At 70.4% G+C, this 18,879-nt stretch carries 13 protein-coding genes; 7 read left to right on the plus strand and 6 right to left on the minus strand.

Features of this window, described 5'->3' with window-relative positions:
* Positions 1–3 precede the first annotated feature (3 nt).
* Both FHT37_RS16905 and FHT37_RS16910 read right to left on the minus strand, forming a co-directional pair.
* The gene (locus tag FHT37_RS16905; protein WP_183483108.1) at positions 4–1,527 is read right to left on the minus strand and encodes a CHAT domain-containing protein; all 1,524 of its coding nucleotides are present in this window, start codon (positions 1,525–1,527) and stop codon (positions 4–6) included.
* Complete coding sequence (locus tag FHT37_RS16910) at positions 1,520–4,006, minus strand: PAS domain-containing protein (RefSeq protein ID WP_183483110.1); 2,487 nt, start codon at positions 4,004–4,006, stop codon at positions 1,520–1,522. Before FHT37_RS16910 ends, FHT37_RS16905 begins: the two co-directional genes overlap by 8 nt.
* A gap of 363 nt (positions 4,007–4,369) precedes the next feature.
* On the opposite strand from FHT37_RS16910, the gene FHT37_RS16915 reads away from it, so the two are divergent.
* Positions 4,370–5,311: an endonuclease/exonuclease/phosphatase family protein gene (locus tag FHT37_RS16915; protein WP_183483112.1), complete on the plus strand. Its 942-nt coding sequence runs from the start codon at positions 4,370–4,372 to the stop codon at positions 5,309–5,311.
* Complete coding sequence (locus FHT37_RS16920; protein ID WP_147241088.1) at positions 5,308–5,715, plus strand: hypothetical protein; 408 nt, start codon at positions 5,308–5,310, stop codon at positions 5,713–5,715. Before FHT37_RS16915 ends, FHT37_RS16920 begins: the two co-directional genes overlap by 4 nt.
* Positions 5,716–5,975: 260 nt before the next feature.
* Here the strand turns inward: FHT37_RS16920 and FHT37_RS16925 are convergent, their stop codons facing one another.
* Positions 5,976–8,087, minus strand: coding sequence for a sigma-54-dependent Fis family transcriptional regulator (locus FHT37_RS16925; protein WP_183483114.1), 2,112 nt, complete (start codon positions 8,085–8,087; stop codon positions 5,976–5,978).
* Between the two features lie 292 nt (positions 8,088–8,379).
* Here FHT37_RS16925 and FHT37_RS16930 point away from each other — a divergent pair, with 292 nt between their 5' ends.
* The 5 genes from FHT37_RS16930 (at position 8,380) to FHT37_RS16950 (ending at position 16,827) form a co-directional block, all read left to right on the plus strand.
* Positions 8,380–9,900: an aldehyde dehydrogenase family protein gene (locus FHT37_RS16930; protein ID WP_091728193.1), complete on the plus strand. Its 1,521-nt coding sequence runs from the start codon at positions 8,380–8,382 to the stop codon at positions 9,898–9,900.
* Between the two features lie 210 nt (positions 9,901–10,110).
* A complete protein-coding gene (locus FHT37_RS16935; protein ID WP_183483116.1) occupies positions 10,111–11,196 on the plus strand; it encodes a carbohydrate kinase in 1,086 nt (361 codons plus the stop codon).
* Positions 11,197–11,226: 30 nt separating this feature from the next.
* A complete protein-coding gene (locus tag FHT37_RS16940; RefSeq protein WP_183483118.1) occupies positions 11,227–12,159 on the plus strand; it encodes a pseudouridine-5'-phosphate glycosidase in 933 nt (310 codons plus the stop codon).
* Between the two features lie 157 nt (positions 12,160–12,316).
* Entirely contained in the window at positions 12,317–13,627 is a 1,311-nt protein-coding gene (locus tag FHT37_RS16945) for an efflux RND transporter periplasmic adaptor subunit (protein ID WP_183483120.1), read from the plus strand.
* Positions 13,628–13,674: 47 nt separating this feature from the next.
* Positions 13,675–16,827, plus strand: a complete 3,153-nt coding sequence (locus tag FHT37_RS16950; RefSeq protein WP_183483122.1) for an efflux RND transporter permease subunit — start codon at positions 13,675–13,677, stop codon at positions 16,825–16,827.
* 90 nt (positions 16,828–16,917) lie between these two features.
* On the opposite strand, the gene FHT37_RS16955 is transcribed toward FHT37_RS16950, so the two are convergent.
* The 3 genes from FHT37_RS16955 to rpe form a co-directional block, all read right to left on the minus strand.
* Positions 16,918–17,526, minus strand: a complete 609-nt coding sequence (locus FHT37_RS16955; protein WP_091728209.1) for a DNA-3-methyladenine glycosylase I — start codon at positions 17,524–17,526, stop codon at positions 16,918–16,920.
* 98 nt (positions 17,527–17,624) lie between these two features.
* Positions 17,625–18,104 (minus strand): low molecular weight protein-tyrosine-phosphatase, encoded by a 480-nt coding sequence (locus FHT37_RS16960; RefSeq protein WP_217648453.1) that lies wholly within the window; start codon positions 18,102–18,104, stop codon positions 17,625–17,627.
* A gap of 22 nt (positions 18,105–18,126) precedes the next feature.
* A complete protein-coding gene (gene rpe, locus FHT37_RS16965) occupies positions 18,127–18,813 on the minus strand; it encodes a ribulose-phosphate 3-epimerase (RefSeq protein ID WP_147241869.1) in 687 nt (228 codons plus the stop codon).
* Positions 18,814–18,879: the final 66 nt, after the last annotated feature.

Consider the following 18,879-nt stretch of genomic DNA (forward strand, 5'->3'; position numbering starts at 1 on the left):
CGATCACGACCGGAATTCCGGCGTGACCAGCATCGCGGAGGCCCAGGCGTTGTCCCGGTCGCGGTAGCGCTTGTAGATGCGGCGCCGCGCCAGGCCGAAGGCCGCGTTCAGCGAATGGCTGCGCAGCAGCATCCGGTAGAAGAGCCGCGCCTGCAGCGCCGCCGTGCGGTCGTTGACGCGACAGCGATAACCCAGCACCGCATGAATGCCGGCGGCCGCGGCCAGCGCCGCGAAGCCCGAGTTGCCGCTCTCGCAGCTGCTCAGGTAGACGAAGCGCGCCTCGCGCATGTAGCTGACGATGTCGCCGAAGTCGATGCCCTCCGGCTCCTCCGCCGGCCCGATGAACAGGAAGCCGGTGCCGCCGCGCTGCTGCGTGCCGTGGCGCTGGAAGCAGGTGTGGCCGGCGAAATGGATCAGGTCCCAGCTGCCCTCGCGCAGCGCCGCGTCGAGCGCCGCGCGCGTCACCGGCCCGTCCATGCCGAGCACGCGGATGTTGTCCTCGTAGAACAGCGGCTGGCCCGTGCGCGTATCGCGGGTCGTCAGCAGCTTGCGCACCCGCGCGCATTCGAGCCGCACCGAGGTCAGAGGATCGAGCCGCACTTGCCCGCCCAGCAGCTTCGCGCTGAACACGCTGCCATGCGTGTCGGCGCAGATCAGCAGCGCGCGCCGCGCCGCGGGCGGTCCGGAGAACAGGTCCTGGCTCGCGTCGCCATCGCTTTCCAGCAGGCGCCGCGCCACCGAGGCGGCCTGCGCCAGCCAGGGCTCCGGCCGCAGCGACGGATCGAAGACCGCCTCCAGCATCAGCGGATAACAGGCCTCCGACACCGCGAAGGTGAGCCGGTCCGGCAGCTCGCGCCCGGCATCGCCCAGCTGCATCGCCGCGGCGGCGCGGCCCAGTTCGCGCTGGACCTTGAAATGCGGGTTCTCGTCGCACAGCGCGATGCGGATGCTTTCGCCGATGTCGGAGAACTCGTCGTACCAGTCGGGCTGGAACATGTGCTGCGCTTCCCAGCGCATCCAGGCCGAGCGGGGCACGGTCAGCATGCCGTCGCCATGGAACTTGAAGCCGATGCCGTCGATGTCGAAGCTCCAGCCGGTCTCGCTGGCCTTGACGCGGATCGCCAGGCAGGGATCGACGCGCTGGCCGGGCTGCAGCAGCTCGAGCGCGAAGCCGCCGGCGGTGCCCGGATCGGCATAGGCGGTCAGGCCCGGCACGCGCGCGCTCTCGCGCTGCAGCTCCGAGGTCAGCGCCGGCGCCAGCAGCATCATCGGCGTCTGCGTCAGCAGCCGGGCCTTGCGGCAGAAGTCGAGACCGCCGCCGTCCTCCACCACCGCGCCGGCATCGGCCGCGAGGCGGCTGCCGACGATGACGAAGTCGAAGCGCTGCTGCTGCAGCTGCTCCAGGGCGGTCTCGCAGGTGGTCTCCTGCTGCACCGCGTGCGCGCCGAAGCGCCGCAGCTGCTTCTTGATCTGCTCGACCTCGATGCCTTGCTGCTGCGGGCAGAACACCAGGAGGAAGTCAGCCATGAGCGATCCCCCTTGGGAAACCGAGCACGAATTCGGTCTCGCCATCGGCCAGCGCGTGGATGCGCAGGCTGCCGCCCTGGTTGCGCATCAGCTTGTCGAGCAGCGGATGAGCCAGCCGCAGATCCGCCTGCGCCGCCTCGGGCGCCGCGAAACGCGTGCCGTGCCGACGGGCCGGTGGCAGCTTGCCGCGCAGGCGCAGGAAGACTTCCCGGTCGTCCGGCACCAGCGTGAGCTGCACCGTCGCCGTCTCCGGCGCCGCGCGCAGCAGCACCGACAGCAGGCTCTCCACGACGATGTGCATCTGCGTGTGGTCGGCCTCGACCTCGACCCGCCGCGCCGCCGAGACCAGCCGCACCTTCTCCCGCTCCGACGCGGCCAGGCTGGCGAGCAGCGCCTCCAGCTCGCTGTCGAGCTGCACCGTGCTGACCGCGCGCGCGGCGACGCGGGCCTCGCGGTTGTACATGGCCAGCCGCGTGAAGGCGTGCTTCACCCGGCCCAGCTGCCGCAGCACCGTCTGCAGGTCGCGGGCCCGGTCCGGGTCGCGCGCGGCGCCAGGACGATGCGCCGACTCGAGCTCGCTTTCCAGCCAGGACATCGCCATGCCCAGCGGCGCCTGCGTCTCGACGGCCAGCTCGTAGGCGGTCTCCTCCAGGAATTCGAGCTGCACCGACCGGCGGATCGGCCGCAGGTCGCGCGCGATGAACACATGGCCGCCGAGCTTGCCGGGAAAGTCGCGCCGGGTGACGAAGACCGAGCTGGGCGCCTCCCCCATCCCGCCCGACGCCTCGGAGCCCTGGGCGGCCTCCGCCGCCGCGTCCTCGCAGGCCGGGCGGCGCACGTGCAACTCCCCGAGCCGATCACCGGCCTCGGTGCCCTGCAGTAGCGCCACCAGCGGCTGCGGATCCTGGAACAGGTCGATCAGGCTGCGCCCCTCGAGCGCCTTGCGACGCGCGCCGAACAGCGCTTCCGCGGCCGGATTGACGCGGCGGATCCGCAGTTTCGCGTCGGTGGCGATGACCGGATCGGCGACGTTGTTCACGCACTCGGTCATCAAGGTCAGGTCGCTGATGCGCTCCATCGCGCCGGCGATCTCGTGGGCGATGTCGGTCAGCTGCCGGACATGCTCGCGCGAGAACGCGTTGACCCGGGGATCGTCGACGTTGACGATGAAGCGCACCCGCTCGCCCTCGGAGAACAGGATGGGCACCGCCAGTTCGGAGCGGATCGGCTCGCCATCGGGCGTGCGCAGGTAGTCGGGGTCCTGCGAGACATCCGCGATCTTCTGCGCCGTCATCGTCCGCGCCACGCGGCCGAGGATGCCCACGCCCAGGTGCTGCGCGTAGTCGCCCCAGACGGTGCCGGTATCGACCGCGCACCCGTCCTCGCCGCGGCGCGCCGAGGCCACGCGCACGATGGACTCGCGCGCGCTGTCGATGCGGAACAGCGCGACATGCTGCCAGTCGAAGATCTCGATCAGCGCGTCGGCCAGGCAGCGGCAGGCGCCCTGGATGTCGACGCAGCGGTTGAGCGCGCGGAACATCCGCAGCTGGCGCCGGTCGCGCTCCTGGGCCGCGTGGTCCAGCGCGCAGAGCACCGTCTCGACCAGGGGCAGTTGGTTGAACAGCGTCTGATGGGACTCGCCGTAGGCATCGCGCTCACGGCTGAGCAGGGTCAGGATGGCGACGGTGCGCTCGTCGCTGCCCTGCCCGCGGGTGATGCGTCGCCACATGCTGGACTTCAGCTCCATCGCGCGCATCTGGCGGCAGATCGGCTCGTCGGCCATGTCGGACCAGGGCGGCGCGCTCATCACCGTATCGAAGTCGTGGATGCCGCCGTCGTTCGCTTCCATGAAGGCGCGCTGCGCGTCGTTGAGCTCGTACCAGGCGGTCGGCACGTCCTGGCGGAAGGGCGGGTGGTTGAAGACGATCTCCGATTCCCAATGCTCGCCGTCCGCGACGACGCGGGATACCAGCATCAGGTCGTAGGGCAGCTCGCTGCGCAGGGCCTCGGCCATCCGCGGCAGCAAATCCGGGCGTCCGGCGTGGCTCAGCGTCAATTCGCGCAGCCGGTCGGTCAGCACCTGGTGCTGCAGGCTGCGGAAGAACCCCAGCGAGCCGACCACCGCGCCCCGCGCGTCCATCAGCGGCAGGCCGGTGACCTCGACGGCGACCTGGCGGCCAGGGTCGTCCAGGCGCGTCAGCGTGACGCGATAGGCGCCGAGCTCGCCGTTGCGTCGACCGCGTGTCTCTTCGTCGAGGATGCGGCCGGCCTCGCCGGCGAAGAGCTGGTCCAGGCGCAGTTCGTCGACATGGGCGGCGCCGCTCATGTCCAAGGCGGCGGCATTGGCGTAGAGCACGCGGTTCGCGAGGTCGCGCTGGATCACGGCGATGCGTGAGCCGTCGAAGACCGCCCGCTTCATCTGCCCCAGCAGCGCGGCCGCCGCGGCGGACGTGGGCCGCTCGTGCGCGGAGTCGTCCATGAGGGCCTCCCTGGCCATCGCTGGCCGCCAGTCCCGTCTGTCAACGGCCCGAAGGCTACGCCGATTGCGCGCGCGGCGCGCCTGACAACATAGGGATCCGACGCCCTCCGAGGCCGATTTCATCGGCCTTCGCGGCGATTCCGTGGCGGAGATGCCACGTCGCGCGGCCTCGGCCGCGAGCGGACGGCCCCGCCGCGACGGCCCAGCGCGCCGGTCCGGCGCCCGCAAGCGCAGGAGTCGGTGGGCGCGCTGACTCATGTCCGGCAGGACCGGCGGGAAGTCCACTCATTCGATTGCGCCGCGGGCGTGGCGCGCTCGCGGACGTCCTCGTAGAGTGACTGCCCGTCCCTACCGACGCCGACCATGAAGACTTCTCCCCTCCCCGCCGATCCGGGCATCCACATCGCGTGGTGGAACACCGGCCTGTCGCCGACGCGCGTCCCGGACCGCGCTGGACCGGCCCATTTCCAGGCAGCCGCGCAGGTGCTGCGACACCTGATCGAAGTGGTCCGGGCGGACGTGATCGTGCTGGGCGAGATGGCCGAGCGCAGCATCGACGGACTGCACGACGCCTGCCCGATCGCGCGGGCGGACTACACCTGGCTGAAGGCCTTCCACCCTGCGGGACGGAGCCGCTTCTCGCAATGCGTCCTGAGCCGGACCGATCGCATCACGGTGGAGTTCGACCGGTCGATCATCCAGGACGAGGGAGGCGGGATCCGCAAGGTCGGCCAGGCCTTCCTGGTCCGCCTGCGCGATGGCAACCAGCCGCTGCACCTGATCGCATCGCACTGGCCGAGCCGGCTGTTCATGGACCGGCACGATGTCGAACGGACGCACCTGGCCGCTTTCCTGCGTCGCTGGATCGACGACCAGATCCTGAGGTACCTGCCCGATGCGAACGTCGTCCTGGTCGGCGATTTCAACGATGAACCCTTCGACGAGGGCATGGAGCGCTATCTCCATGCAAGCCGCGATCGCGACCGGGTGAAGCGGAACCGGCGGCTCTTCTACAACCCCTTCTGGCGGCATCTCCACGCCTTTCCGCCGGGCGCCGCCGAGGATCGCAGCTGCGACCCGGGCACCTACTTCCACGCTGGCGGCCGCTTTTCCCACTGGCGCACCTTCGACCAGTTGATCGTCTCGTCCTCGGTGCTCTGCGGACGGTTCGGCTGGCGCCTGAACGAGGCGAACACCCGGGTCGCTCCCCTGCCGGCGCTCGAGTCGAGCGACGACCCCCTCGCCCCGCATCCCTTCTTCGACCACCTTCCCATCGTCGGACATTTCGAAAGGCAGCCCTCATGATCGACTTCGCGAAAAGCATCCATCAAGGGCTCAACGCCGCCTCCACCGCGGACGGCGAGCGCGCCGAGATCCGCGGCATCCTCGATCGACTGGACATCGCCATCCAGAGCGCCACCTTCGGCAAGGCCCGGCTGCATGTCGGCGAGTTCCACAACGCCCAGGACGAGCGGGTGATGAGCATCGCGGACCAGCGGGAACGCCTCGTGATCCAGAGCACCGAGAACGACCGGGAAGGCCGGATCATCGCCGGCTGGACCACCGGCACCGAGGGCGACTATCCGGTGACCCTGGTCTACAACTTCCTGAGCATCCCGTGCTCGCATGGCGACGAGCTGATGGAGGAACTGAGCGTCCTGCTCGAAACCGCGCGCGTGGGTCGGGCGATCCGCCAGTTCGCCGCTTGATCACCCCCTGATCGCCCCCGATACGGCCCATCGCAGCGCCCCAAAAGACGAAGGCGGACATCCTTTCGGATGCCCGCCTTACCCATTGACGTCCGGCTTGCGCCTCTGCAATCCACCACCAGAAACCTGGACCGCATGACCGAAAGAATAGGGGCGCCGGCTCGCCCTCGGAAGCCGGGTTCGGCGCAAGGCGGCGGCAGCGATCCGCTGATCAGCCTGTCAGGCGTCGCCTTACAGGTCCGACGCCGAGTGCCCGGGTGCTACTCGCCCGACGCGGATGCCGGCCCCTTGAGCAGCCGGTACAGCGTGTTGCGACCGATGCCCAGCCGCCGCGCGGCCTCCGAATGGTTGCCGCCGCAGTCCGCCAGCACGCGGCGGGCGTGGGCCCGCGACTGCTCGCGCAACATCGCCGGGGGCGCCGGACGTCCATCCGCAGCGCGGGCGAACTCGGGACTCCCCTCGGCCTCGGCGGCGACCGGCCGCTCCGGCCGCAGCACCGGAATCGGCAGCGGCGCGCCCTGGTCCAGTTCCTCGACGAGGTCATCCGGCAGGTGCCCGCGGCGGATGACCGACTCGCCGGGCTCCATCAGCGCGCAGGCGATGCGCAGGGCCTGTTCCAGCTGCCGGACGTTGCCCGGCCAGCGATAGGCCATCAGCTCGCGCGCCAGCGGCGGATCCAGTTCCACCCGCCGCGCCGGCTCGATCGCCGCCAGCAATCGCGCCACCAGCATCGGCAGGTCCTGGCGCTCTCGCACCGGCGGCAGGCAGAGTGTCAGCCCGTTGAGCCGGTAGTACAGGTCCTCGCGGAACAGGCCCTGCGCGACCAGCTGACGCAGCGGCCGGTGGCTCGCGCCGATCAGCTGGAAGTCCACCGCCACCGCCGGCCCGCCGCCCAGCGGCTGCACCTGCCGGTCCTGCAGCACGCGCAGCAGCCGCGCCTGCAGGGGCAGCGGCATGTCGCCGATCTCGTCGAGGAACAGGGTGCCGCCATGCGCTTCCCTCAGCCGCCCCTGCGCGCCATCGCGCGAGGCCCCGGTGAAGGCGCCGGGCCGGTAGCCGAAGAGCTCCGCCTCGATCAGCGACTCCGGCAGGGCCGCGCAGTTCACCGCGACATAGGCCCGGCCACGTCGCGGGCCGCTGTCGTGGACGGCGCGCGCGAACAGGTCCTTGCCCACGCCGGACTCGCCCTGCAGCAGCAACGGGATCGGCTTGTCCAGCACCCGCCGCGCCCGCATCACCGCCTGGTGCATCGCCGCGTCGCCAAGGTCCAGCAGATGCAGCGCATCGGGCGTCATCGACGCGGGCATCGCCGTGCGCGACGCCTGCTCCGCCGGTGCGAGATCGAGCGCCACCGGGCGCGTCATCGCCACCTCGGCCTGGGCCTCCACATCGACCACCGTCGCCCCATGCCCTCGCGGCGCCGGCGCCGGTCGCCGCCATCCGCGCGGCGCGTCCAGCCGCAACCACAGCGGCGGTGCGTCCTCGCGGCGCAGCAGCCGCGCGCCCTCGCCGCCTTCGCGGGCCCAGTCCATCAGCTCGGCCCACCGCAGGGGCAGCAGCGCCTCCAGCGGACTCGGCCGCGCCGCCTCGGCGCCCAGCCATGCCTGCGCCGCCGCGTTGCAGCCCAGGATCCAGCCGTCGTCGCTGAGCGCCAGCAGCCCTTCGGTCGGCGTGCCCAGGCCCTCGGGCTGCAGGTGGAGCTGCAGGCGCAGGCCGTCGGCATGCCGCGTCTGGAACAGCCGGTGCTCCACCATCCGCGCCGCCGAGCGCACCAGCGCCAGCGTGTGCCGCTGGAAGCCGCGCTGCTCGCCGGAGATGTCCAGCACGCCCAGCACGCGCCCCTGCGGATCGCGGATCGGCGCCGCGGTGCAGCTGAGGAACGCATTGCGCTCAAGGAAGTGCTCGCCGCCGAGCACCGCCACCGGCCGCTGCTCCGCCAGCGCCGTGCCGATCGCGTTCGTGCCGCGCCAGCGCTCGTCCCAGATCGCGCCGGGCCGCAGCGCCACCCGCTGCGCCCGGTCGACGAAGCGGCCATCCCCCAGCGCGCCCAGCAGCAGGCCTTGCGCGTCGGCCAGGATGACCAGGCCGTCGCTGTCGCGTGTCTGCTCGAAGAGGTCTTCCATCACCGGCCGCGCATGGGCCACCAGCTCGTGCTGCCGCTCCAGCGCGCGCCTGAGCTGGGCGCCCGACGCATGCGGCGCGCCCGGCGGACGGCCGACCGGGTCCAGGCCGAAATCACGGCTGCGCAGCCAGCTGCGGCTCAGGCCCTCGTCCAGCGCCTCGACGCTGAGCCGACCGGTGTCCAGCAGCTCGCGCCGCGCGGCGCGCAGCAGCCTCGGCGCCAGCGCGGCGCCGCTCGGGGTTTTCACCATCCTGTCGTCTCCTTGCGTCGGCGCCCTCGGCCTCGACGGTCCGCCCGGTCCTCGCCATCGACGCGATCGCGGGTTTGAGCCGGAATCCGCACCCGGGTTGCGCCATTCCGGAACACCTGCGCCATCGCGGCGATGCCGGGACCAGTCTGTGGACCGATCCTGACCAAAGCCTGTCGAAAAGAGAAGCGGCTTTCCGCCGCCGAGCAGGGTCTTCGGCGCGAAGCGGGCGCTGGCACGGCCCATGCAAAGCGGGGGCGGGCGTTCGACGCCTCATCAACCACGGAGACAAGCCATGATCTACGCCAAGCCCAACGCCGCCGGCGCCCCGCTGCAGTTCAAGCCCCGCTACGACAACTTCATCGGTGGCCAATGGACCGCGCCGCGGGACGGCCAGTACTTCGACGTCATCACGCCCATCACCGGGCAGGTCTACACGCAGGCGGCGCGCTCGAATGCCGCGGACATCGAACTGGCGCTGGACGCGGCGCATGCCGCCGCCGAGCGCTGGGGCGCGACCCCGGCGGCCGAGCGCGCCAACGTGCTGCTGCGCATCGCCGACCGCATCGAGCAGAACCTGGAGCGGCTCGCCTACGCCGAGACCATCGACAACGGCAAGCCGATGCGGGAGACGCTCAATGCCGACCTGCCGCTGGCGGTCGACCACTTCCGCTACTTCGCCGGTTGCCTGCGGGCGCAGGAGGGCGCGCTCAGCGAGATCGACGCGAACACCGTCGCGTACCACTTCCACGAGCCGCTGGGCGTCGTGGGTCAGATCATTCCGTGGAACTTCCCGATCCTGATGGCCGCGTGGAAGCTGGCGCCGGCGCTGGGCGCGGGCAATGCCGTGGTGCTCAAGCCGGCGGAGTCGACGCCGGTGAGCATCCTGGTGCTGACCGAGCTGATCGCCGACCTGCTGCCGCCGGGCGTGCTCAACATCGTCAACGGCTACGGCAAGGAAGCGGGCATGCCGCTGGCGCAGAGCAAGCGCATCGCCAAGGTGGCGTTCACCGGCTCGACGGCGACCGGCCGCGTCATCGCGCAGGCGGCCGCGACCAACCTGATCCCCGCGACGCTCGAGCTCGGCGGCAAGAGCCCCAACGTCTTCTTCCCCGACATCGCCGCCCAGGACGATGACCTCTTCGACAAGGCGATCGAAGGCCTGGTGCTGTTCGCGTTCAACCAGGGCGAGGTCTGCACCTGCCCGTCGCGCGCGCTGATCCATGAATCGATCTACGACCGCTTCATCGCCCGCGCGATCGACCGCGTCAAGGCGATCAAGCAGGGCAACCCGCTGGACACCGACACGATGATGGGCGCGCAGGCCTCGTCGATGCAGCTCGACAAGATCCTGTCCTATCTCGAGATCGGCAAGCAGGAAGGCGCGCAGTGCCTCATTGGTGGCGGACGCGCGCAGCTCGGCGGGGACCTGGCGGGCGGGTATTACATCCAGCCGACGCTGTTCAAGGGGACCAACGACATGCGGATCTTCCGCGAGGAGATCTTCGGCCCGGTGCTGGCCGTCACCACCTTCAAGACCGAGGAGGAGGCGCTGCGCATCGCCAACGACACGCCCTATGGGCTGGGTGCGGGGGTGTGGTCGCGCGACATCAACACCGCCTTCCGGATGGGCAAGGGCATCAAGGCCGGGCGCGTGTGGACCAACTGCTATCACGCGTATCCGGCGCATGCGACCTTCGGCGGCTACAAGGAATCGGGCATCGGGCGCGAAACCCACAAGATGATGCTGGACCATTACCAGCAGACCAAGAACCTGCTGGTCAGCTACTCGCAGCAGAAGCTCGGGTTCTTCTGAGGCTGCTGGCCCTCACCCCTCCCTCTCCCGCAAGCGGGAGAGGGCCTATTACTTACTCCCTCGCCCCCGCAGGGGGAGGGTGGGGGTGAGGGGGCGGCCCGATGGGCAGCAGCGCTGGAACATGAAAGGTCAGGACGAGTGGACGCGCCTTGACCGCAGAATCGCATTGGACATTTGTTTCCTGTAAAGACATTTGTCTAGAATGCCTGCATGTCTTCGTCCAAAGACCAGTTGCTCGCCCTGGTCGAATCCAACCCCTTCATCAGCCAGCAGGAACTGGCCGACCAGCTCGGCTTGTCGCGCTCGGCCGTCGCCGGCCACCTCGCGCAGCTGACGAAGGAGGGCCGCATCCTCGGTCGCGCCTATGTGCTCCCGCAGCGCCAGCCCATCGTCTGCATAGGCGGCACCAACCTCGACCGCAAGCTGCGTGGCCTCGGGCCGCTGCGCGTGGGCAGTTCCAATCCCGCGACCCAGCATGAAACCGCCGGCGGCGTCGCCCGCAACATCGCCGAGAACCTCGCGCGGCTCGGCCTGCCGGTGCATCTGCTGACGGCCGTCGGCCGCGATGCCGCGGGACAGGCCTTGCTGGCGCAGCTGCAGGCGCTCGGCGTCGATTGCGCGGGCTCGCTGCAGGCGATGGACGCGGCGACGGGCAGCTACACCGCGGTGCTCGATCCGCACGGCGAGCTGGTGCTGGCGCTTGCGCACATGGAACTCACCGACCGGCTCGATCCCGCGTTCCTGCGCCAGACCGCACCGCAGCGGGCGCCGGCGCGCTGGCTCGTCGCCGACCTGAACCTGCCGCGCGAGACGCTCGACGAGCTGCGCGCCGAGGCCCGACTGCGCGAGCAGCGATTGCTGCTCGTCGCCGTGTCGGAACCAAAGATGGCGCGCCTGGGCCCCGACCTGCGCGGCGTGGAGCTGCTGGTGCTGAATCGCGGCGAGCTGCAGGCGCTGGTCGGCCGCGCGCTGCCCGACGACGGCGCGCTCCGCGGCGCCTGGCATGCGCTGCGCGAGGCCGGCCTGCAGCGGCTGGTGATCAGCGATGGCGCGCGGGGCGTGCGCCATTCCGATGGGGATGAGCTCGCCTTGCTCGCCCCGCCGCCGCTGGATCCCGCGGCCATCCGCGAGGTCACCGGCGCCGGCGACGCGATGACCGCCGGCATCGCCGCGGCGCTGCACCGCGATCCCGACGACCTGCGCGGCGCCTGCGCGCTGGGCCTGCGACTGGCCGCGCTGACGCTGCAGAGCGACGCGACGGTCAGCGAGGCGCTGAGCCCGGCGCTGCTTGTCTGACCCCGACCTCATGAATTCGAGAGAGACCGCATGAACACGCAAGACCGCTTCGACGCCACCCTGATCGATTTCTCCCCCGAGGTGGCCGCCGCGCGCGCCGAGGGCCGCCCGCTGGTGGCGCTGGAGTCGACCATCATTTCCCACGGCATGCCGTATCCGCAGAACGTGCAGACGGCCCGCGAGGTCGAGGCCATCGTCCGGGCGCACGGCGCCGTGCCGGCGACGATCGCGGTGCTGGACGGCAAGATCCGCGTCGGCCTGAACGACGCGCAGCTCGAGCTGCTGGGTCAGTCTCCCGACGCGATGAAGCTCAGCCGCCGCGACCTGCCGTACGCGCTGGCCACCGGCCGCATCGGCGCGACGACGGTCGCCGCGACGATGATCTGTGCCCGGCTGGCCGGCATCGAGGTCTTCGTCACCGGCGGCATCGGCGGCGTGCATCGTGGCGCGGAGACCAGCTTCGACATCTCCGCCGACCTGCAGGAACTGGCGCGCACGCCGGTGGCCGTGGTGTGCGCCGGCGCCAAGAGCATCCTGGACCTGGCGCTGACGCTGGAATACCTGGAGACGCACGGTGTGCCGGTGCTGTCGGTGGGCCAGGAGAATTTCGCCGCGTTCTACATGCGCGACAGCGGACTGAAGGCGGACTTCCGCATCGACGCGCCGGCGGAGCAGGCGAAGTTCCTGCGCGCGAAATGGGCGCTGGGCCTGGGCGGCGGCGCGGTCATCAGCAACCCGGTGCCGGAAGCGCACGCGATGCCCAAGGCGCTGATCGACGGTTTCATCGCGCAGGCGTTGGCCGAGGCCGGCGCCCGGGGCATCAGCGGCAAGGCGGTCACGCCCTACCTGCTCGCCCGCATCAAGGACCTCAGCGGCGGCGCGAGCCTGGTCACCAACATCGCGCTGGTCAAACACAACGCCCAGGTGGGCGCCGCCTTGGCGAAGGCGCTCAAGGGCCTCTGACGCCCGCGGGCGCCGGCCCCCGCCCCGCCCGAACACGCTCCAATCGCACGGTTTTCCTCCGTCCTACGCAGGATTAACCTGAACGAAACATTCATCGCAGGACCGCGGCCTAAGCTTCCGCGCCCCTCGAAGAAGACCGTCGTTGGAGAACGTGTTCATGCGCCGCCAGTCCCTCGCCCTGTCCTTGATCGTCCTGTTGCTGGTCGCCGGCGGCGGCTGGTGGTGGAAGGCCCGATCGGCAGATGGCCGGTCCGGCGCCGTCACCGCCGACGGCGCGCCCGCGCCGGCGCGCGGGGCCTCGGGCGCGGGCGGCACGCAGTTGGTCGGCGTCGTCACGGCGCAGCGCCGCGACGTGCCGGTCACCGTCGAGGCCAGCGGCACCGTCACGCCGATCAACCAGGTCGACATCCGCGCCCAGACCACCTCCACCGTCCGCGACGTGCTGGTGCGCGACGGGCAGACCGTCGCCAAGGGCCAGCCGCTGTTCCGCTTCGATGAGCGCGCGGACCGCGCCAACCTCGACAAGGCCCGCGCCCAGCTCGCCCGAGACAAGGCCAGCCTCGCCGACCTGCAGCGCCAGTACGAACGCGCCAAGGACCTGCTCGCCCAGAAGTTCGTCGCGCAAAGCGCGGTCGACACGGCGCTGGCCAACCTCGAGGCCGGCCGCAGCCTGGTCGATGGCGACGCGGCCGCCGTCCAGTCCGCCACCGTGGCGCTCAGCTACAACGAGATCCGCGCGCCCTTCGCCGGCCGCGCCGGCGCCGTCAACGTCTGGCCCGGCAGCCTGGTGCAGGCCAGCGCGACCGGCTCGCCGCTGGTCAACATCGTCCAGATCGATCCAATCGCCATCAGCTTCAACCTGCCCGAGACCGAACTCGCGCCGGTGCTCGACGCGATGCGCCCGCAAGGCGGCAACGCCAAGGCCGCGCCGCCCGAAGTCCAGGTGGTGCTTCCCGCCATCGAGGGCGGCCCTTCTCGCAAGGACAGCCGCGGCGGCAAGCCGGTCGACGCCGTCGCGCGCGGCAAGCTGACCTTCGTGGACAACCTCGTCGACGCCACCACCGGCACCATCAAGCTCAAGGCCGAGTTCGAGAACGGCGCGCAAAAGCTCTGGCCCGGCCAGTACCTGCGCGTGCGCATGACGCTGCGCAGCCTGCCCGGCGTCGTGGTGATCCCGCAGGCCGCGATCATCCTGCGCGGCAGCGACCGCCAGGTCTACGTCGTCGGCCCGGACAAGACCGCCCAGCTCAAGCCCGTCAAGCTGCGCTACACCTTCGGCGAGATGGCGGTGGTGGACGGCGTGGACGCCGGCGCGATGGTCGTGCTCGACGGCAAGCAGAACCTGCGCCCCGGCACGCCGCTGCGCACCCAGCCCGCCGCGGTCGATCCGGCCGCGGCCGTGCGCCTGGCCGCGGCCTCCGCCGCCGCGGGCGGTGGCGCGTCCGCCACCGACGTCGCCGCGCCCTGAGCCCCCGGCTCCGATTCGACGCCCCCGCCCCCGCCGCGAACGACGCCATGAATCTCACCGAACTCTTCATCCGGCGGCCGGTCATGACCGTGCTGCTGAACATCGCGCTGGTCGTCGCCGGCATCGCCGCCTGGAGCCGCATCCCGGTCGCCGCGCTGCCCAGCTTCAACACGCCGGTCATCAACGTCCAGGCGGTGCTACCCGGCGCCAGCCCCGAGACCATGGCCTCCTCGGTCGCGCTGCCGCTGGAGAAGCAGTTCTCGACGATCGCCGGCATCACGACGATCTCCTCCACCAACACGCTGGGCAACAGCTCGCTGACGCTGGAGTTCGACCCCTCGCGCGACATCGACGCCGCCGCCGTCGACGTGCAGGCGGCGCTGTTCCGCTCGCTGCGCGCGCTGCCCACCGAGATGACGACGCCGCCGTCGTACCGCAAGGTCAACCCGGCCGACGCGCCGGTGCTGCTGGTGGCGCTGACCTCGCCGTCGATCAACCTGTCGGAGCTCAACGACTACGCCGAGAACCTGATCACCCCCAGCCTGTCCACCATCGACGGCGTGGCGCAGGTCTCGATCTACGGCCAGAAGCGCTTCGCGGTGCGCATCAAGGCGCGCAACGAGCTGCTGCAGCAGCGCAACATCACGCTGGACGAGCTGCAGGCCGCGGTCAAGGGCGCCAACGCCAACACGCCGGTCGGCACGCTGGACGGCACGCGCCAGACGCTGACCATCCAGGCCAACAAGCAGCTGCGCGACGCCGCGGCCTTCGGCGGCATCGTCGTGGCCACGCGCAACGGCGCGCCGGTGTTCCTGCGCGAGGTGGCCGACGTCCAGGACAGCTACGAGACCGTCAAGTCCTTCTCCAACTTCAATGGCGAGCGCTCCATCGTGCTGGCCGTGCAGCGCCAGCCCGACGCCAACACGGTGAAGGTCGTGGACGCGGTCAAGGCGATGCTGCCGCGCTTTGCCGCGCAGCTGCCGGCCTCGGTGCAGATGAGCACGCTCAATGACCGCTCGGTCTCGATCCGCGAGTCGCTGCACGACGTCTACTTCACGCTCGCGCTCACCGTGGCGCTGGTCGTGATGGTGATCTTCCTGTTCCTGCGCCGCATGGTCGCGACGCTGATCCCGACGCTGTCGCTGCCGATCTCGCTGATCGGCGCGGTGACGCTGCTGTTCGCGCTGGGCTACAGCCTGGACAACATCTCGCTGCTGGGCATCACGCTGGCCGTGGGCCTGGTGGTCGACGACGCGATCGTGATGCTCGAGAACATCGTGCGCCACGTCGAGGACGGCATGGCCCCGTTCGACGCCGCCATCCGCGGCGCGCGCGAGATGGCGTTCACCATCCTGTCGATCTCGATCTCGCTGGTGGCGGTGCTCATCCCGATCTTCTTCATGCCGGGCGTCATCGGGCTGCTGTTCCACGAGTTCGCGGTGGTGGTGTCGCTGGCGATCATGGTCTCGGCCGGCGTGTCGCTGACGCTGGTGCCGATGCTGTGCAGCCGCTTCCTGAGCAGCCATCACGAGGTCGAAGAAAACGCGCTGGGCCGCACGTTCGAAGCCGGCTTCACCTGGGTGCTGGACCGCTACACGGCCTCGCTGGACTGGGCACTGCGGCATCGCTGGGTGATCGGCGCGGTGGCGATCGCGAGCTTCGTCGCCAGCGCCTGGCTGTGGATCGCGATCCCCAAGGGCTTCTTCCCGGAAGAGGACATCGGCCAGATCCAGGCCAGCACCGAGGCGTCGGAAGACATCTCCTTCGCCGCGATGACGGTGCTGCAGGAGCGCGTCGCCACCGTCGTCCAGGAGGATCCGTCGGTGTCGTCGGTCTCCGCCGCGGTAGGTGGCGGCGGGGGCGGCGGCAACGTCAACACCGGCCGGCTCTTCATCAACCTGAAGCCGCGCTCGGAGCGCCCCGCGATGCCGCAGGTGCTGGAGCAGCTGCGCAAGAAGCTGCGCGCCGTGCCTGGCATCGCCGTGTACCTCCGGCCGGTGCAGAACCTGCAGCTCGGCGGCCGGCAGTCCAAGAGCCGTTACCAGTACACGCTGCAGTCGGTCAGCACCGGCGAGCTCAACAGCTGGGCGGTGAAGCTGCAGGACAAGCTGCGCAACGACCCGGTGTTCCGCGACGTCACCAGCGACTCGCAGCTGCGCGGCCTGCAGGCCAACCTCGTGATCGACCGCGAACGCGCCACGCTGCTGGGCGTGCAGATGCAGGACCTGCGCAATGCGCTGTACTCGGCCTTCGGCGAGCGCCAGGTCTCGAGCATCTACGCGGAGAGCAACACCTACCAGGTGATCATGGAAGCGACCGACAGCGACCGGCTGAGCGAGGACGCCTTCGACAAGATCTACTTGCGCGGCAGGAGCAGCACGATGGTGCCGCTGACCGCCTTCGCCAGCGTCAAGCGCGAGCTCGGCCCCACCGCGGTCAACCACCAGGGCCAGCTGCAGGCGATCACGCTGAGCTTCAACCTCGCGCCGGACGTGCCGCTGGGCAATGCGACGGCGAAGATCGACCAGTTCACGCGCGAGATCGGACTGCCGCCATCCATCATCACCAGCTACGGCGGCGACGCGGCGGTGTTCAAGGACTCGCAGGGCGGCCAGGTGCTGCTGATCGTGCTGGCGGTGGCGGTGATCTACGTGCTGCTGGGCGTGCTCTACGAGAGCTACATCCATCCGCTGACCATCCTGGCGGGGCTGCCCTCGGCGGCGGTGGGCGCGCTGCTGACGCTGCAGCTGGCGGGCATGGAGCTGACCATCATCGCGACGATCGGCATCCTGATGCTGGTGGGCATCGTGAAGAAGAACGCGATCATGATGATCGACTTCGCGCTGGACGCGCAGCGCAACGGCGGCATGACGCCGGCCGAGGCGATCCGCGAGGCCTGCATCCTGCGCTTCCGTCCGATCATGATGACGACGATGGCGGCGCTGATGGGCGCGCTGCCGATCGCGCTGGGGCTGGGCGCCGGCGCGGAACTGCGCCAGCCGCTGGGGCTGGCGGTGGTCGGCGGGCTGATCCTGTCGCAGGCAGTGACGCTCTACATCACGCCGGTGATCTACCTGGCGCTCGATCGCTTCAGTGGGAAGGGGCCCGACACGCGGGAGGTGGCCCACACGCGGCTGACTGAACATCCTGCCCATGCCGACCATCCGGCGCAGCAGCCGGCGCCAGGGCAGGCGGACTGACAGAGGCCAACCAACTGCCATCGCCAAGCGCGGCCTCCACGGGGCATGGGGGCTCCCTCCTGGACCCCCAAGCCCCATGCCGGCCCAGGGTCACCGGGGCGGTCGGAATTCGTGGCGGGCAGCGGTGGCGGCGCTCCTTCCGATGCAGCCCGGGGCGTGGTCGTTGATCAGACCCATCGCCTGCATGAACGCGTAGACCGTCGTGGGGCCGACGAACTTCCAGCCGCGCTTCTTCAGTTCCTTGGAGAGCTTGATCGAGGTGTCCGAAGTCGGCCGCACGTCGCCGCCCTCCTCCGGGTCCTCGAAGCGCCAGAAGAACGCGGCCAGCGAGCCGGCTTCCTTCTGCAACTCCAGCGCCCGCGAGGCGTTGTGGATCACCGCCTCGATCTTGCCGCGATGGCGCACGATGCCCTCGTCCGCCAGCAGGCGCTCGACATCGGCTTCCTTGAACTTCGCGACCTTGGCGATCTCGAACTGCTTGAAAGCCTTGCGGAAGTTCTCGCGCTTGGCCAGGATCGTTCGCCATGACAGGCCCGACTGGAAGCCCTCCAGGCAGAGCTTCTCGAAGAGCCGGCGGTCCTCGTGGACCGGGTAGCCCCACTCGGTGTCGTGATAGTCGCGGTAGGCGTCGAAGCCCGGCGCCTCGCACCACTTGCAGCGCCACTGGCCATCCGGCCCCTGCGCCAATCGCTCGCTCATCGTCGCCCCTCCCGGCAGTTCATGGACGCGCGATTCTGGCGCGACGACCGTCGGCGCGTGACAGGAGGACAGGGGCGACGAAGATCAGGCGGCGGCGATCAGGCGGTGACGGACTTGTGGAAGACCGCCGCGTCGCGTGGCCAGGTGTGGACGCGGGCCTCGATCAGGTCGAGCACATGCACGAAGCCGCTGCCCGCGCCGTAGTAGGGGTCGGGCACCTCGTCCAGGCCCAGCCCGGTCATGCCCGCCAGGAACAGCCCCAGCCGCGCCGGCGACACCGCCGGCTTCATCGCCCGCAGGCCGCGCAGCACCTGGCGGTCCATGGCGAGGATGAGGTCGTGCGTGTCGAAGTCCTCGGGCCTGACCTTGCGCGAGCGCCAGCGCCGGTCCATGCCGTAGCCGCGCTGCTCCAGCACCGCCAGCGCGCGCTTGTCCACGGGATGCGCCTTCGAGGAGGCGAACACGCCGGCCGAGCGCACCTCGGTCAGCCCCAGTTCGCCGGCGCGCAGGCGCAGCACGGCCTCGGCCATCGGCGAGCGGCACAGGTTGGCCGCGCAGACAAGCAGCAGTCGGGTCACCGGATCCGCGCTTCCTGGCCGATCAGCGCGCCAGCTCGGCGCGCATCGCGTCGATGACGCTCTTGTAGTCCGGCTTGCCGAAGATGGCCGAGCCGGCGACGAAGGTGTCGGCGCCCGAATCCGCGATCTCGCGGATGTTGTCGACCTTCACGCCGCCGTCGATCTCCAGGCGGATGTCGCGGCCGCTGGCCAGGATCATCGCCTTGGCCTGCTGCAGCTTCTTGAGCGCGCCCGGGATGAAGCTCTGGCCGCCGAAGCCGGGGTTGACGCTCATGATCAGGACCAGGTCGACCTTGTCGATGACCCACTCCAGCACGTCCAGCGGCGTGGCCGGGTTGAACACGAGGCCGGCCTGCGCGCCCTCGGCCTTGATCAGCTGCAGCGTGCGGTCGACGTGCTGGCTGGCCTCGGGATGGAAGCTCACCAGGTTGGCGCCGGCGCGGCAGAAGGCCTGCGCCAGCGCATCCACCGGCTGCACCATCAGGTGGACGTCGATGGGCGCCGGCGTGCCGTCGGGCTTGATCGCGTGTTTCTTCAGCGCCTCGCAGACCATCGGGCCGAAGGTCAGGTTGGGCACGTAATGGTTGTCCATCACGTCGAAGTGGATCCAGTCCGCGCCGGCGGCCAGCACGTTGCGGACCTCCTCGCCCAGGTTGGCGAAGTCGGCGGACAGGATGCTGGGGGCGATGCGATAGGTGGGCGGGTTCATGGCGGGGCGGGCGCGGAGCCGCGGACGGGGAAAGTCGACGATTGTAGGAAGGCGGCCGCCGCCACG

The organism is Mitsuaria sp. BK037 (assembly GCF_014193045.1).
In the GTDB taxonomy this organism is placed as follows: domain Bacteria; phylum Pseudomonadota; class Gammaproteobacteria; order Burkholderiales; family Burkholderiaceae_C; genus Roseateles.